General features: G+C 53.8%; 16 protein-coding genes. 8 read left to right on the top strand and 8 right to left on the bottom strand.

The window, feature by feature from the left end; translation table 11 throughout:
- Entirely contained in the window at positions 1-1665 is a 1665-nt protein-coding gene (gene betA / locus DBR02_RS16485) for a choline dehydrogenase (RefSeq protein ID WP_107534877.1), read from the top strand.
- Positions 1666-1705: 40 nt separating this feature from the next.
- Here the strand turns inward: betA and DBR02_RS16480 are convergent, their stop codons facing one another.
- Positions 1706-2158 carry an SgcJ/EcaC family oxidoreductase gene (locus DBR02_RS16480; protein ID WP_063866013.1) on the bottom strand — a complete coding sequence of 151 codons (453 nt, stop codon included), beginning with the start codon at positions 2156-2158 and terminating at the stop codon, positions 1706-1708.
- A 301-nt stretch (positions 2159-2459) separates the two neighbouring features.
- Here DBR02_RS16480 and DBR02_RS16475 point away from each other — a divergent pair, with 301 nt between their 5' ends.
- The 5 genes from DBR02_RS16475 (at position 2460) to DBR02_RS16460 (ending at position 5931) form a co-directional block, all read left to right on the top strand.
- A complete protein-coding gene (locus DBR02_RS16475) occupies positions 2460-2792 on the top strand; it encodes an SMR family transporter (RefSeq protein WP_107534876.1) in 333 nt (110 codons plus the stop codon).
- Positions 2793-3215: 423 nt separating this feature from the next.
- On the top strand, positions 3216-3581 hold the full coding sequence (locus DBR02_RS26610) for a hypothetical protein (RefSeq protein WP_129741670.1): 366 nt from the start codon (positions 3216-3218) through the stop codon (positions 3579-3581).
- 215 nt (positions 3582-3796) lie between these two features.
- Entirely contained in the window at positions 3797-4465 is a 669-nt protein-coding gene (locus DBR02_RS16470; RefSeq protein ID WP_107534875.1) for a helix-turn-helix transcriptional regulator, read from the top strand.
- The gene (locus DBR02_RS16465; protein ID WP_107534874.1) at positions 4455-5258 is read left to right on the top strand and encodes a PhzF family phenazine biosynthesis protein; all 804 of its coding nucleotides are present in this window, start codon (positions 4455-4457) and stop codon (positions 5256-5258) included. The genes DBR02_RS16470 and DBR02_RS16465 overlap by 11 nt, the downstream gene beginning before the upstream one ends.
- Before the next feature lie 454 nt (positions 5259-5712).
- Positions 5713-5931: a YgdI/YgdR family lipoprotein gene (locus tag DBR02_RS16460; RefSeq protein ID WP_107534873.1), complete on the top strand. Its 219-nt coding sequence runs from the start codon at positions 5713-5715 to the stop codon at positions 5929-5931.
- Positions 5932-5978: 47 nt separating this feature from the next.
- On the opposite strand, the gene DBR02_RS16455 is transcribed toward DBR02_RS16460, so the two are convergent.
- The 5 genes from DBR02_RS16455 to budA form a co-directional block, all read right to left on the bottom strand.
- Positions 5979-6674, bottom strand: coding sequence for a GNAT family N-acetyltransferase (locus DBR02_RS16455; RefSeq protein WP_107534872.1), 696 nt, complete (start codon positions 6672-6674; stop codon positions 5979-5981).
- 107 nt (positions 6675-6781) lie between these two features.
- On the bottom strand, positions 6782-7255 hold the full coding sequence (locus DBR02_RS16450) for a cold-shock protein (RefSeq protein WP_045260739.1): 474 nt from the start codon (positions 7253-7255) through the stop codon (positions 6782-6784).
- A 133-nt stretch (positions 7256-7388) separates the two neighbouring features.
- Complete coding sequence (locus DBR02_RS16445; RefSeq protein WP_107534871.1) at positions 7389-8159, bottom strand: (S)-acetoin forming diacetyl reductase; 771 nt, start codon at positions 8157-8159, stop codon at positions 7389-7391.
- A gap of 20 nt (positions 8160-8179) precedes the next feature.
- The gene (gene alsS / locus DBR02_RS16440; RefSeq protein ID WP_265177292.1) at positions 8180-9901 is read right to left on the bottom strand and encodes an acetolactate synthase AlsS; all 1722 of its coding nucleotides are present in this window, start codon (positions 9899-9901) and stop codon (positions 8180-8182) included.
- Entirely contained in the window at positions 9873-10652 is a 780-nt protein-coding gene (budA, locus tag DBR02_RS16435; RefSeq protein ID WP_107534869.1) for an acetolactate decarboxylase, read from the bottom strand. Before budA ends, alsS begins: the two co-directional genes overlap by 29 nt.
- A gap of 105 nt (positions 10653-10757) precedes the next feature.
- Between budA and DBR02_RS16430 the strand changes: the two genes are divergently transcribed.
- Positions 10758-11639: a LysR family transcriptional regulator gene (locus DBR02_RS16430; protein ID WP_107534868.1), complete on the top strand. Its 882-nt coding sequence runs from the start codon at positions 10758-10760 to the stop codon at positions 11637-11639.
- A gap of 282 nt (positions 11640-11921) precedes the next feature.
- Here the strand turns inward: DBR02_RS16430 and DBR02_RS16425 are convergent.
- A protein-coding gene (locus tag DBR02_RS16425; RefSeq protein ID WP_087855188.1) for an IS3 family transposase occupies positions 11922-13072 on the bottom strand; the annotation gives its coding sequence in 2 pieces (ribosomal slippage) (positions 11922-12814 and positions 12814-13072; 1152 coding nt in all).
- Between the two features lie 104 nt (positions 13073-13176).
- Between DBR02_RS16425 and DBR02_RS16420 the strand changes: the two genes are divergently transcribed.
- Positions 13177-13632, top strand: coding sequence for a hypothetical protein (locus DBR02_RS16420; RefSeq protein ID WP_107534867.1), 456 nt, complete (start codon positions 13177-13179; stop codon positions 13630-13632).
- Positions 13633-13780: 148 nt separating this feature from the next.
- Here the strand turns inward: DBR02_RS16420 and DBR02_RS16415 are convergent, their stop codons facing one another.
- Entirely contained in the window at positions 13781-14248 is a 468-nt protein-coding gene (locus DBR02_RS16415; protein WP_107534866.1) for a DUF3237 domain-containing protein, read from the bottom strand.
- Positions 14249-15381: the final 1133 nt, after the last annotated feature.

Raw genomic sequence — 15381 nt, 5'->3', positions numbered from 1 at the left:
TTGCAATTTGACTACATCATTATCGGGGCCGGCTCTGCCGGCAACGTACTGGCTACACGACTGACTGAAGATCCGAACACCACCGTCCTGCTGCTTGAGGCGGGCGGGCCGGACTACCGCTTTGACTTCCGCACCCAGATGCCCGCCGCGCTGGCCTTCCCGCTCCAGGGCAAGCGCTACAACTGGGCGTATGAAACCGAGCCAGAGCCTTTCATGAACAACCGCCGCATGGAGTGCGGACGCGGAAAAGGGCTGGGCGGCTCGTCGCTGATCAACGGCATGTGCTACGTGCGCGGCAACGCGATGGATCTGGACAACTGGGCGAAAGAACCGGGTCTGGAGCACTGGAGCTACCTCAACTGCCTGCCCTACTACCGCAAGGCGGAGACGCGCAACGTGGGGCCGAACGATTACCACGGCGGCGACGGTCCGGTGAGCGTCACCACCTCTAAGCCGGGCGTAAACCCGCTGTTTGAAGCAATGGTGGAAGCAGGCGTGCAGGCGGGCTATCCGCGCACCGACGATCTCAACGGCTACCAGCAGGAAGGCTTCGGCCCGATGGACCGCACGGTTACGCCGCAGGGCCGACGCGCCAGCACAGCGCGCGGCTATCTGGACCAGGCAAAACCGCGTCCTAACCTGACCATCCGCACCCACGCCATGACCGATCGCATTATTTTTGACGGCAAGCGCGCGGCGGGCGTTGAGTGGCTGGAAGGCGAAAGCACCATTCCGTCAAAAGCGACGGCGAATAAAGAAGTCCTCCTGTGCGCAGGCGCCATTGCGTCTCCGCAGATCCTCCAGCGTTCCGGCGTGGGCAACGCTGAGCTGCTGAAGCAGTTCGATATCCCGCTGGTGCATGATTTACCCGGCGTGGGGGAAAACCTGCAGGATCACCTGGAGATGTATCTCCAGTATGAATGTAAAGAGCCGGTTTCCCTCTACCCTGCCCTGCAATGGTGGAACCAGCCGAAGATTGGCGCGGAGTGGCTGTTTGGCGGCACCGGCGTAGGTGCGAGCAACCACTTCGAAGCGGGCGGGTTTATCCGCAGCCGCGAGGAGTTCGCGTGGCCGAACATTCAGTATCACTTCCTGCCGGTGGCGATTAACTACAACGGCTCCAACGCGGTGAAGGAACACGGCTTCCAGTGCCACGTTGGCTCCATGCGATCGCCAAGCCGCGGGCACGTGCGCATCAAGTCGCGCGATCCGCACCAGCATCCGGCAATCCTGTTCAACTATATGTCCCACGAGCAGGACTGGCAGGAGTTCCGTGACGCGATCCGCATCACCCGCGAGATCATGCACCAGCCCGCGCTGGACAAATACCGCGGTCGGGAAATCAGCCCGGGCGTCGAGTGCCAGACCGACGAACAGCTGGACGAGTTCGTGCGTAACCATGCTGAAACCGCCTTCCATCCGTGCGGCACCTGCAAAATGGGCTACGACGAGATGGCGGTGGTTGACGGTGAAGGCCGCGTTCACGGGCTGGAAGGGTTACGCGTGGTGGATGCGTCGATCATGCCGCAGATTATTACCGGCAACCTGAACGCCACCACGATTATGATCGGTGAGAAAATTGCTGATGCCATTCGCGGGCGCGAGCCGCTGGCGAAGAGCACGGCGGCGTATTACGTGGCGAATGGCGCGCCGGTTCGCCGATAAGACATTCCCCCTCTCCCCGCCAGGGCGAGGGGGAAAGGATTTACCCTTCTGGCATCGCTGAAGAGTGGTGCGATGAAATTTTCCACGCTTTTCCATCCCACGCGTAGGTGAAGGTATAACGTGCGGTCACGGACGTTTTATCGGCAAAGGTAAACGTGTAGGTCCCTGTATCAATCGCTTTATTGCAGCCGAGACGAATGGTGCGGCTATCAATTTTCCCAAACGGCTTCTTCTTCAGAAAATCCTGGAAGTAATCCACGCGCTCCTGATCGGTCAGCCGGACCTGATTGGATATGGTAGGTAGCAAAACCGCATCGCTCAGGTAATTCTCCGCGACCTTATGGGCATCCCCAGTCTGGAGTGAGGCATTCCATTTATCAAAAAGCGCTTCAATTTGCTGATTATCCGCTTTTACGCAGTCAGGCGCACTCGCGGCAAAAGCAGAAGTTGAGGCAACACCGAGAAGTACGGTAAGAGAAACGAACGTTTTCATAAACCATTTTCCTTATGTGGTTTTTTCCTGTGAAGCGCACTATCCCGATTATCCCGATGCGTGACAATATCCATTACTTATTATTACGTTTTTTACAGAACGACAAATTAGGTCAAATTATATCCAATCGAGTGACCGTCCTCTGATTGCTCCCCTCAGCCATTCTCCGGCTGCCCTCCTTCAGGCCAGAGAAGGTGCGCTGGCTCACACAAATTAAACAATGAGTTTAATTTGCAACTTATTGTTGATAATATTTTTCCCCCCACCTGGGAAACCGGAGTATCAAAAAACAGGCAGCTGAATGAATACCTATCTTTTTCTTTTATTATCAATTGTATCTGAAGTCATTGCGACGACGGCATTAAAACTATCCGACAGCTTCACCCGATTGTGGCCCTCCCTCATCACGGTGATTTTTTATATCATTGCGTTCTGGTCATTAACCATCCCCATGAGAACAATCCCAACGGGAATTATTTATGCGGTGTGGTCAGGGGCCGGGATCGTACTGATTAGCCTGGCAGGATGGATTATTTATGGTCAAAAGCTGGATATGGCGGCCCTGACAGGAATAGGCCTTATTATTGCCGGCGTGATGGTGATAAATCTGTTTTCGAATTCAACAGGGCACTGAGCGGCAGCTTTATCCCGTCAGGTATCACGTCGCCCGGTACACTTTATGATCAAAAATCTTTTAATCTGCTTCGTTGTGTTTCTCTTTCTGGCGTTAACGCTTGAAATTCTTTATATCGAAAAGCGTCATGTTAATTTTTTTCGCGATGGGGTAAGAAGCGTCGAGGAGGTGCTGTCTCTCTGGGATGAGCATTAATCAGACTCTCCCTATATCCTTCGCCTGCATCAACACCGTGAAGACGTTTTTGTGAAAATTTCAACGTAACGTTTTATTAATGTAAATTATTGCCGATATATTTGACAGAAGAATTAGTCGATGCATATCGGCATTAATCCGATGGATAGGCAATATCTATTATGTACTCTTTACGGAGGTAGCTAAACTGCTTTCAAAGAATATAATATTTGTTAAAAAGGTAAATGAGTGGAAACAACAAAATTATGGATTTCGTTAGGGACGATTGTCAGCCCTATTACTGGAACGTTTTTCACTAAAATAGTTACACAACATAATCATAAATATCTGCTCTGGTATAATGGCGACTATCTTATCAAGCCGGGAGATAACATTAAGGTTAGTAACAAAGGCTTTGTTATTTCCGGGCAACTACGTTCGGTGAACATTATTCAGATTGATAAATACAGCCCAACGCTCTGGCGGGTTATGCACAATATGTCCAGCTGTCCGGGAGACAGAGAACCTGAAAATCCGTATTGTACGACCACAACCCGCTGCATTTTCAAATCCTGCCCTCACGGCAAAACGCGTCATGCCCTTCAAAACCGCTGAGAATACGTTTCCCTGAGCCTCTTTCATCAGAGGCTTTTTTTTACCTTAAATATTAATACCTTAATTGATCAGCGACCGCCTGACACGGCATAAAATCTGTGTGCTCTCAATACATTTATCAACTTTTTGTTGATAATTAAACACTATCAATATACTTTAAGGTCAGTGAGGTTTTAAGCACGACATCTGACCATGCCAAACATAAAGGAACAACGATGAAATCAGATTACGCCAAACAGATTGAACTGATTTCCGGGCCGCTGGAAGCGGCGATGGAAGCGCTTGCAGGTACGTTGTCGGCGAACCATGAGATAGTCCTGCACAACCTCACCATGCCAGATCAGTCCGTGGTAAAAATCATCAACGGGCACGTCAGCGGCAGACAAGCGGGTGACAATCTTTTGTCCGGCCCTGAAAAAGACAAAGGCTTTGCCCTGCTGCTTAAAAACAGCAAAGACAGCACCCCGGTCACGGTAAAAAATTATAAAACCGTCACGGCGTCCGGACGGATCCTGAGCAGCGCCTCGACAATTTACTACAGCGAGGAAGGCGTACCGTTGATGGCCTTTTGCATCAATATCGATACCTCTCCTTACGAGCAAATGCGCAAGTGCCTGGACGCGATAACGGGCAGCCCGCTTGCCGATTCAGACCCGCAGGATATGAACCTGGGCGGCATCATCGAGCAGTCAATCCAGGAAATCATCGATAAACATTCGGTCCCGGGCAAAAAGGTTCAGAAAGCGCAGCGGCTTAAAATAGTCGCTGAAATGCATGCGAAAGGCATTTTCAAAATGCGGGGTGGCGTCCAGCACGCGGCGCAGGCCCTGGGCGTGACGCGCTATACGGTTTATAACGATCTTGAGGTGATGGGTGAAAAATAACAGTCCCCGGCGCATTCCGTTTTACCAGGTTGACGCCTTCTCTGACGGTCCCTTTACGGGCAATCCCGCGGCCGTCTGCCTGCTGGATGCCTGGCCGGACGCGCATGTTCTCCAGCGTATCGCGACGGAAAACAATCTTTCCGAGACCGCGTTTGTGGTTAAGCAGGACGACGGCTTCGCGCTTCGCTGGTTCACCCCTGCGGTAGAAGTGGATCTTTGCGGCCATGCGACGCTTGCCGCTGCGAGCGTTCTCTTAAGCCGTGACCACGCCTCTGCAAGCGTGCGTTTTTTCACCCGTAGCGGCGAGCTGACCGTCACCTCGGAGGGTGAGCAATACACGCTGAATTTCCCGCAGGCGATCCCGTCCCGCATTACCGCTCCGGAAGGGTTGTTTAAGGCGCTAGGGCTGGAGGAAAACGCCGGAGAAACCTGGCAGGCGTCCGATCTTATCGTCGTCATTGATGATGAAGACAGGCTGGATGCGCTGAAGCCTGATTTTTCCGCGCTGGAAAGGTTTAACACGCGCGGCGTGGTGGTTACTGCCGCCTCACGCACCTTCGATTTTCGCTCCCGCTGGTTCGGCCCGCAGGTGGGAGTAAATGAAGATCCGGTGACGGGTTCTGCCCACACCTTTCTGGCACCGTTGTGGAGCGAAAAACTGTCGAAGAAGACGTTGCGCGCGCAACAGGGCGGAAGCCGTAAAGGCGAACTGATTTGCCATGTTAAGGACAACGGACGCGTAGAGCTCTCAGGCAAAGCGTGCCTGATGATTGAAGGAACCTTTATTCTGTAAGCACACGGACGTGCTGCGTAAACCCGGGTGAAAGGGTTCAGTCGGGTTATTGCTGCGAATTATCATAAACGCTTTATATTTTATTAAATAGCGTGAGGTCTGTTCATGTCGCCTTACGCTTAACCTGGCGCTCGGGAAAAATAAATAACGTTGTCATTACGCAGGTATATTTTCCTGAACTGCTTTTTTGCTGTTTATTTGTCACTGGCACGCTATTACTGCCGTGGCCACGGCTTAAGAGAACGCTCGCAGGCTAAATGAGAGAAAATCATGTCAACGAAACCAGATGAAAGATCTAAAGCGGCCGTTACACCCCTTGAACGTCGCGTTGTTATTGTGACGCTCCTGTTTATGGTTTTGATATATACAGTGTTACTGATATCTCCCTTTTTTATGAGGTGAATGTCAGTAACCTTATTCGGCCCCGGTGGTCTTTTTAATTACAGGCATTAAAATGAAAAATTTAGCAGCAGTAATGAGTCTGGCACTGATGACCCTGACGGTTACAGGGTGCTCCAGCGACTACGTATTACAAAAGAAAAATGGCGAAATGATTATTACCCACGGAAAGCCGGAAGTCGATGATGACAACGGTTTAATTACCTATGAGGACGTTGCGGGCAATGAACATGCTATCAACCGCGACCAAATTATCCAGATGATCGAGAAATAACGTTCGTGGGCAGAGCAGCCGCATTGCGGTCTGCCCGCGATACCGTTCTAGCGAAATGCCTCAAGCCGCTTAATCTGATGCCCTTGCGCGTCAAAATTCTCTGCTGCCAGCCACGCGCGCAGCGCCGCGTCCCTCTGCGGCCATTCGCCGTCAATAATAGAGAGCATGTCGCTGTCGCGGTTACGCCCCTTACGCACCAGCTTCTGGCGCAGACGTCCTTCCCAGACAAACCCCAGCCGCTCCGCCGCGTTGCGTGAGGCGGTGTTCATCGAATCGCACTTCCACTCCAGCCGACGGTATTTATGCTCGAAGGCATTTTTCAGCAGCAGCCACACCGCTTCGGTGCCAATGCGGGTGCCTTTCATTCTGCGCGACCAGGTCACATGACCGATCTCCACCGAGCCCTGGAACCGCTCTATCGCCATGTAGCAGACCAGCCCCACGGCGCGCTCGGTGCGCAAATCAATCACGGCATAGGGCACCAGATCGTCATCCAGCACTTTGCCGAGCACCCAGTGCGCGGTGGCTTCCACGCTCATGGGCTGGCTGCTGGCAAGCCACGTCCAGTCGCTGTCGTCGCCCAGGGCATACGCTTCATACAGATCCGCGGAATGGCGATCGGCATCGAGCGGCTCCAGACGACAATACTGACCAACGAGCGCGGTGCGGGCCAGCGCGCGGGCGCATTTCCAGTCCGGGACGATATCGTTAACGGTTTGACCATGTTGATTGATTTCGGGCACGGCGATGACTCCCTGAAAGGTAAGGAGTGTGTTATAGCAGGTTAAAAAGCGGACGAAAAGAGAGGAAATGCAGGCCGGGTAACGTGGAACCGCCACCCGGCATAAGATTACTTCAGCAGTTTTACCGTGGCGTCGATGTCGATTTCATCTTCGGTAAAGATCATCGTCGTGTTCTGGAAGGTGGTGATCGCCAGCTTCTTCACCGTACGCATTTCGCCCGGCTTCTTGTCGGATTTTGGTTTGATGCTGTTCATCAGCAGCCCCACCGAGAGCACCGCGTTCTCTTTGTCGATTTTGGTCTCAACGGGCTCTTCCTCGCTGAATACCACGAAGGACTTGATCGAGGTGAGCTTCACGCGCTCGCCCGCGATATAAAGATGCTTGCTCTCTGGGATCACCTTCACCGCATACGCGGAAAGGCCTTTGGTATTGGTGGTTGGCTCGAAGGTCACCGCCGCATCTTTTTTAATCAGATCAGGGTTGGCGACCTTAATCACATGAAAATAGCGGTTGTCGCCGTTTTCATCTTTGATAAATCCAAAGCCTTTATCTTTAAACCACGTTGTGATTGTACCGTTCATCGCTGTTACCGCCTGTCAGATCTCAAGACTAAAGTTTTGCAGCGCGCAGTGTAATCCACAATGGCTGAGGAGACAAAAAAAAGCCCCTGCACGGGAGCAGGGGAAAGTTCATGTCAGAGCTTATCGTTATTTTTTAGTTAAACACCATCCCGCCGTCTATCAGCAGGGACTGGCCGGTCATGTAGTCGGAGTCTGGCCCCGCAAGGTAAGAGACGCACGCGGCCACGTCTTCCGGCTCGGACAAACGGCCAAGCGTGATGCGTTTGGCAAAGGTTTCCGTGCCATAGCCAAGCGGTTTACCCGCCGCCTCGGAGACCTGACGGTCAATTTCCGCCCACATCGGCGTTTTAACGATGCCCGGGCAGTAGGCGTTAACGGTGATCCCCAGCGGGGCGAGATCCCGCGCGGCCGTCTGGGTCAGGCCGCGTACCGCGAACTTGCTTGAACTGTATACCGCCAGTTCCGGGTTACCGGTATGCCCCGCCTGGGAGCAGGCGTTGATGATTTTGCCGCCGTGCCCCTCTTTGCGAAACGCGTCAATTGCGGCCTGAATGCCCCAGATCACCCCTTTCACGTTGATGTTGTAGACCTTGTCGACAATCTCCGGGGTGATGGATTCGATGGGGGTAGACGGCGCAACCCCGGCGTTATTGACGATGACGTTGAAGCCGCCCAGCTCGGTGCGGGCTTTCTCCACGGCCGCAAACACCTGGTCGCGGTCAGAGACGTCCACCTTCACGGCGACGGCCTTCCCGCCGCTGCGGGTGATTTCATCGGCAACCGCTTTCGCCGTCGCTTCGTTGTAATCGGCGATAGCGACGGCAAAACCATCCTTCACCAGACGAAGCGCGATCGCTTTGCCAATCCCCTGGCCGGAGCCGGTTACGAGAGCCACTTTTTGCATTTCTCTGTCCTTATGTTGATTCACAAAATCTGGCTGAGATGGAGCTGGCCCATCAGCAGCGGGTTATCGCTGTAGTCGACGGGAATGGCCACCACGGCCGGGCCATCGACATCCATTGCCGCACGCAGCGTCGGTTCAAGCGCGTCGGCACTCTCGACGGCAAAACCTTTTGCGCCGAACGCGTCGGCATAGGCTTTGAAGTCGACCGGGCCGAACTCCACGCCGGAAAGCCGCTGGTATTTTTTCTCTTCCTGGATCGCCACCATGTTGTAGGCGTTATCCACCCAGATGATGTGCAGCACGTTGGCGTTGAGGCGTACGGCGGTTTCCAGCTCCATGCTTGACTGCAAAAAGCCGCCGTCCCCGGAGACTGACACGACCTTGCGCCCCGGGTTGACCAGCCACGCGCCAATCGCCCACGGCAGCGCCACGCCCATGGTCTGCTGACCGTTGGAGATCATCACCTGACGCGCGCGGAAGCTGTAGAGGTAGCGGGCGATCCAGATGTGGAAGCTGCCCATATCGACGGTGAGCGTCACGTCGCTGTTCACGATGTCCTGCATGGCGCGCACGATGCGCAGCGGGTGCAGGGCAAACTGGTTAAGCGATGCGCCGCGGCGGTCGAGGAGGTCCCGCTGGTGCTGGCGATCGACCAGAATTTCCGAGGCGCGCTGGCTCAGCTCCAGCTTGCGATCGATCCGGCTGGCGAGCAGGTTCAGCGTGGCGGCGATATCCCCCACCAGCTCCAGATCGGGAACATACTTGCGCTCCTCATAGGCGGGCAGCACGTCAATGTGCACCAGCGTGGCGTCGCCGCTGTTCCACATAGAAGGCTCGTACTCCACCGGGCTGTAGCCGATGCAGATAATCAGATCCGCCAGATGCAGCAGCCGGTCGCCCGCCTGGTTGTTAAACAGGCCGACGCGTCCGGCAAAACGGGTGAAGTGTTCCTGATTGACCGCCCCGGCGGCCTGGTAGGTGCTGGTGACCGGGATACGGCTTTTCTCCAGCAGCTTGCGCAGCGCGGCGCTGTTCGCGGGCTGGCTGGCCATCAGACCGAGTAAGATGACCGGGTTTTTGGCGTTTTCGATAAGCTTCGCCACGTCGTTAATGGCGGATTCCGGTGCCGGCCCCATCAGCGCGGGACCGCTCGCGGGCAGGATCGCCCCCGTAGTGGGCTGGTCGACAATATCCTGCGGCAGGCTGACAAACGCCCCGCCCGGCCTGCCGTGCTCGGCGGCGCGAAACGCGTTGGACACCACCTCGGCAATCGCGTCCGGGGAGTTCACTTCTACGGCGTATTTCGTCACCGGGCTGAACATCGCGACGGTGTCCATGCTCTGATGCACCAGCTTGGCTTTATCCGCCCGCTTCACCGCCCCGCCCAGCGCGACCACCGGGTCGCCTTCGCTGTTGGCGGTGGCGATGCCGGTGATCAGGTTCGAACAGCCCGGCCCGGAGGTGACCAGCGCCACCCCGGCTTTACCGGTCAACCGCCCCACTGCCGCCGCCATAAACGCCGCGTTGGCCTCGTGGCGTACGGGAATGATCTCGATGGAGGAGTCCAGAAGGGAGTCAAAAACCTTATCGATTTTCGCCCCCGGTATCCCGAACACCTGCTTCACGCCCTGCGCTTCCAGCTGGCCGACAACCATATCGGCGCCGTGCGCCCACTGACGTGACTGTTTCTCACTGTTCACGGTAGTTCTCCTGTTAGTTTTCGACGGCGCGGATAGCCGCATCAAGGTTGCTGGGGTGCAGGTTGGCCTGTAAAAACGCGCTGTCGGCAGGCAGGTCAATCATCAGCTTGTGGATTTCACCGAAGGTGAGTACGCCGCTTTCCAGCTGGTAATCGAGCAGATGGCCGCCGCCCTGTCGGTCGTCGGTGATGAAGTGTTCGTGATAGCCCGCCACGTTTATCCCCTGCATATGCTGCGGGGTACGGAACCCCACCAGCACGCCCTCGCGCTGGTTAAAGCGGAACACCGGCTGGTCGTCCAGCACGTCGGTCATCGCCCGGTACGGCGGCGTCTGGCGCGGAACGGTGCGGGTGTGGGCATGGCGGAAGTTGCCGTCGATGCGCAGCGCGCAGAACAGGTTATCGGAGGGGATCTGCTGGTCGATCACGTCGTGGATCTGCTGACGGCTGACCGGCTCGTCGAAGGTTTTGCGGTACTGGGGCTGGAACCAGGTCATTACCGCGAACGGCGTTTTCTGCTCCGGCTTCGCGGCGCGGGCGCTGCCGTCGGCGCGCAGCTGGTACACCTGGCTGCTGAAGGCAATCATTTCGCCGTCCAGCTCGTTAAAGGTGCCGAGGCCAAAATCACCGTGTGCCAGCAGGTCGGCGATGGTGGTCTCTCCTTCGTACACGCCGCTTAGCAGGGCGCTCATTAGCGATGTCTGATAGATCACGCTGTCAGGATGTTGAGCCGAGAACCCGCGCAGGGTCTCGCATAAACTCGCCTCACAGTCGCATGCAGATGAATGCATCATCATGCTCGTCCTCTTCAACTTTATTTATAAAGGTTAAATAAATGTTGACCCGATTCAGCAGAGAGTTCCAATATAGAATCCATGCTGGTTTGAGACGTTTTTGATATGGAACTTCGTTATCTGCGCTATTTTGTCGCGGTAGCACGCGAGCGACACTTCACCAGGGCGGCCAACGCGCTGGGTATTTCACAGCCTCCTCTGAGCCAGCAGATCAAACGGCTTGAGGAGGAAGTGGGCACGCCGCTGTTCAGGCGCCTGACGCGGGGCGTGGAGCTGACCGAAGCGGGAGAAGCCTTCTATGAGGACGCCTGTAAGATCCTGGCGCTGAGCGACGCCGCGCTGGAGAAAGCCCGGGGCATCGCGCGCGGGCTGAACGGCAGCCTGTCGATTGGCATCACCAGCTCCGACGCTTTCCATCCCAAAATCTTCGCCCTGATCCGCCAGTTTCAGGTGCAGAACATGGCGGTGCAGGTTCATCAGGTGGAAGCCAACATGTCGTCGCTGACCACGATGCTGGCGGAGGGTGAGCTGGATATCGCCTTTGTGCGCCTGCCGTGCGAAAGCAGCAAGGTGTTCGAATTAAAAATCCTCGACCGGGAGCCCATGGTGGTGGCGCTGCATCGCGATCATCCCCTGGCGACGTGTGGCGATCTGGCGCTGGAGGAACTTCGGGATACGCCGGTGGTGCTGTTCCCGCAGGAGGTCGCACCGGGGCTGTACGACCGCGTTTACGGCAGCTGCGAGCGGGCCGGAATCGATATGCAGCACATGCTGCAATCTTCACAACTTTCCTCTTCCCTGAGCATGGTCTCCGCCGGCGGCGGGTTCGCGCTGGTACCGAAATCCATGGCGGCCATTTCGCCGCCGAATGTCACCTACCATGCACTGCGCTCACCAGAGCTTTATACCGATATCGCGCTCTGCTGGCGGCGGTTTGAACGCTCGCGGACGGTGAAGCGGTTTCTGGCGATGATGAGCGAGGGGTAGCTACGGTGCGGCTGTGCCCGGCGGCGCTGCGCTTGCGCGGGCCTACGGTTCGTGTCGCGGGTTGGTTGGCTTGTTCGCGGTTTTGTAGGCCGGGTAAGGCGTAGCCGCCACCCGGCAATGACTTTCTGGAAGCCGCCTCGCAAACTTTTAAGCAACCTTGTGTAATTCAGGGTTATCCCCTTTCCTTCCTTTTTTCACCGCCGTAAAGTGCCTGCGTTGCGACACATCCGTAACCGGGCGTAGGAACCCGTTTGATCCTACCCACGTAATGTGGACACGGCCCTAAGCGAGGTTCTGGTTTTCAAATTGTTCGGGACTGAGTCCGCCACAGGCACTGTGTCGGCGCCACCGATTGTAATCACACTCGATATAATTAAACACCGTCATCCGCATGATTTCCCGGCTGATAAGGCGTTCCCCGTGGATACATTCCACCTTCAGCGAGTGGAAGAAGCTTTCCGCGCAGGCATTGTCGTAACAACATCCTTTGGCACTCATGCTACCGTGCAGATTATGCCGCTTCAGTAACGCCAGATAGTCTGCCGAACAGTACTGCCCGCCTCTGTCCGTATGCACGATGACATTTTCCGGGCGCTTACGTCGCCAGAGTGCCATCTGTAGCGCATCGCAGGCCAGCTGCGCTGTCATCCGCGACGACATCGACCAGCCGATGACAGCACGGGACCACAGGTCAATGACCACCGCCAGGTACAACCAGCCTTCGTCCGTGCGCAAGTACGTGATGTCACCCGCCCACTTCTGATTCGGGCCACTCGCGTAAAAATCCTGTTTCAGCAGATTTTCAGACACCGGCAGGCCATGTTCGCGGTATCGGACCGGGCTGAACTTCCGGGCCGCTTTTGCGCGAAGCCCCTGACGCCGCAGGCTGGCGGCAATGGTTTTGACGTTGTACTCAGGCAGTTCGTCAGCGAGACGAGGCGCACCATAACGCTGTTTTGCCTCAGTGAATGCCTGACGGACAGCAGTATCACAGACGAGCCGGAACTGCTGACGTGGTGTTATCTGCTGACGACGCAGACGCCACGCATACCAGCCGCTACGGGCGACCCGCAGTACCCGGCATATGGCTTTGACGCTGAACTCAGCCCGATGTTTTTCAATAAAGACATACTTCATTTCAGGCGCTTCGCGAAGTATGTCGCGGCCTTTTGGAGAATGGCCAGCTCCTCTGCCTGTTCCGCCAGTTGGCGCTTAAGACGGGCAATTTCAACGGACATTTCCTGCTCACGTTCGGAAGAGCTGCGGGCATTGTTAATCTTACTGCGCCATGCGTAGAGCTGGGATTCGTACAGGCTGAGTTCCCGGGCAGCGGCAGCAACACCGATACGTTCCGCAAGCTTCAGGGCTTCGTTGCGGAATTCAGGCGTGTACTGTTTGCGGGGCTTCTTACTGGTTGATGCTGGTTTTGTCATGAGTCACCTCTGGTTAAGAGTTTACTCACTTAGTCGTGTGTCCACTATTCGTGGGTAAGATCAGTTAGCATAACATGACATTTTTTAGACAAAGAGGATGCTAAATGGCAACTACCCCTGAATTTTCCTACGCGCTTTCTGATGAAAGTGCTGTTCATCAGCTCATCAACCACCCAATTTCCGATTCTGCGGATCTCTTCGAACTGGCCGATGCCTGCGCCGCTTACGTAAGCGTACTGGTGGAAACTTACGACGCAGTGACATTTGCCACGCTATGCGAGCTCCTACTGGCTACGCTGAAGCGGCTGCGCGAATGCTGTGACTCGGCACTTCCGCCGTATCTGGTTGAACGGCTCATTGCGGGGGAAAAGATCGCCTCCTGCGTGCCGGAATGTTGGCAAGAAACGGCGCTACAGGTGGATTATGCCGTGGCGTTAACGCTGGCGGTGATGGGCGGGACGTTGCCTGCGAGCGTGGCGAAAGAACTCACCGGGCTGTTGCATGATATGGTCTGGCTGCTGGCGGAGTTTGTGAAAGAGCCTTATATAACGGCGCACTGAGGCGGGTGATGGGAGAACGTAATACTACTGGGTAATATGTAAACTCCCGGGCGGGCAGGTTTATCCCACGGAGAGCCTGTCAATTCTTAGTCCCATCACTGCTATGAAGGTTACGGTGGGGAGCAGTCAAAAATATACGAGACGGAAATCAGCTCACACGATAAAAATCTAGCTTTACACCATCAGATGTACGGCTTGCAGAACAGATAAAAATTGATGTCCTCAGCCATTCAAGTTCAGGCGAATCGACCTCAAAAACAGGCACCGTTTTAAAATAAATGTCAGAGGGTAAAATGTGATTGAAAAAACTCATGTCTTCGGTAAAAAGCAAATGTGTAAACTCTGCTGGCACTTTGCGTATACCGTTATTTTCAATATAAATTGTCCCTTCTGAGACCTTTAAAGCATACCTTGCAGAAAGTCGGCAGACTCCATTAGGCTCTATGATCTGACTATCAACACCACCAGGCAGAACCTCACCCGTTAGTCCCCCGGAAACTTTTCCACTCAAAATAGGTATTAACTGACGCTTTCCTGTCACAGGAGAGTTAGAAACAACGATCGGCCGATCGACAACAATATCAACACTGAAAGAAAATTCGAGTTTTGGCTCCATGAGATCCTCCTAAGACTTCACTCTATAGCAATAGCCACACACAAAATAGCGCAAAATGTGAATTGATTTCATCACATATTTAAATCATTAAGGTTGTTGAAAAAACAACTACAGTCACAACACCCCACAGGGAAACCGTGTTAAACCTTTTTCAAAAATCCAGGGCGGACAAGGTTATTACGATCCGGCCTATGCTTTAAAGCGCGGTTATGCTCAGAAAATCATAAGACCGTCTGGGTTCAGGTCAGCAACATGGCGAAAAGCATGCGAGAATTCCGCTTAGCTGAAGCAGCAGCGTGCAGCGCATAATGACGGGTGAAATGGCGAAAAATGCACTGTTACCCTTGTTAAATTGGGCAACCACCCTGTTCTCACCTATACAGAACTAAGCTCCCCCAATTATTTTGATGTTAGTAAAAGAAACTTTGTTGAATGCAATGAACTGTTTTGTGTAAAGCAGCGCACGGATAACCTTTTACAAAGGGCGGGTATACAACGGGAGCCCATACGTAATCCAAAGCGATTAACTAATCACTTATTCACCCTACGCGCGCGCATTCAATCATCATTCAATTAAAGATGATTATTAAAATATTATTAATACCCTGGCGTAATGATATCAGTCCGTGAAATGTTTACACTGTTGACTATATAGTTGCCTACGCCAGACAGCTGTGGCACAGGTATGGACATTTTTCCTTTATATATGTTCAGTCCTGGATGTTGATCCAGGAGATTTTTAGAGGGTTACCGATATGGGGAAATAATGACCTCGCTCACATGCAGGTAACCTGCTGATTTGAATAGATTATTTTCCTAACCATGTTGCAATATATTGTTCGGGGTTACCATTTGTTAATTTAGATTCATTTATGTTGCCAGAGTTTTAAGCGGATTTAACGCGCTGTTTTGACTATTCCTAAATCCACCTGGTTAGGATATGGCTTAACGCCTTTAATTGATAATAACAAGTCATTGAAAATTAAGATAATTTTTGGTTGTTTTTTATATAAATCCATAAAGAAACTTTAATTAGATAAATGTTCTGACGTTTAAATATTGTTAAAAAACAGAGAATGAAAGCAACATTTTATTATCATATAGATTTTTATCGCCCAGAATTTAACATTAAA

Source organism: Enterobacter cloacae complex sp. (assembly GCF_900322725.1).
Classification (GTDB): Bacteria; Pseudomonadota; Gammaproteobacteria; order Enterobacterales; family Enterobacteriaceae; genus Enterobacter; species Enterobacter quasihormaechei.
Note: the sequence above shows the minus strand (reverse complement) of the source record. Positions and strands in the feature narration are given on the sequence as shown.

What these genes read in the sequence shown, in the direction of transcription:
- DBR02_RS16445 (WP_107534871.1), bottom strand. Translation starts at nt 8,159, where the DNA reads ATGCAAAAAGTGGCTCTCGTAACCGGCTCCGGCCAGGGGATTGGCAAA.
- DBR02_RS16475 (WP_107534876.1), top strand. Translation starts at nt 2,460, where the DNA reads ATGAATACCTATCTTTTTCTTTTATTATCAATTGTATCTGAAGTCATT.
- DBR02_RS16460 (WP_107534873.1), top strand. Translation starts at nt 5,713, where the DNA reads ATGAAAAATTTAGCAGCAGTAATGAGTCTGGCACTGATGACCCTGACG.
- DBR02_RS16430 (WP_107534868.1), top strand. Translation starts at nt 10,758, where the DNA reads ATGGAACTTCGTTATCTGCGCTATTTTGTCGCGGTAGCACGCGAGCGA.
- DBR02_RS16420 (WP_107534867.1), top strand. Translation starts at nt 13,177, where the DNA reads ATGGCAACTACCCCTGAATTTTCCTACGCGCTTTCTGATGAAAGTGCT.
- DBR02_RS16450 (WP_045260739.1), bottom strand. Translation starts at nt 7,255, where the DNA reads ATGAACGGTACAATCACAACGTGGTTTAAAGATAAAGGCTTTGGATTT.
- DBR02_RS16470 (WP_107534875.1), top strand. Translation starts at nt 3,797, where the DNA reads ATGAAATCAGATTACGCCAAACAGATTGAACTGATTTCCGGGCCGCTG.
- budA (WP_107534869.1), bottom strand. Translation starts at nt 10,652, where the DNA reads ATGATGCATTCATCTGCATGCGACTGTGAGGCGAGTTTATGCGAGACC.
- DBR02_RS16480 (WP_063866013.1), bottom strand. Translation starts at nt 2,158, where the DNA reads ATGAAAACGTTCGTTTCTCTTACCGTACTTCTCGGTGTTGCCTCAACT.
- DBR02_RS16415 (WP_107534866.1), bottom strand. Translation starts at nt 14,248, where the DNA reads ATGGAGCCAAAACTCGAATTTTCTTTCAGTGTTGATATTGTTGTCGAT.
- alsS (WP_265177292.1), bottom strand. Translation starts at nt 9,901, where the DNA reads ATGCGGCTATCCGCGCCGTCGAAAACTAACAGGAGAACTACCGTGAAC.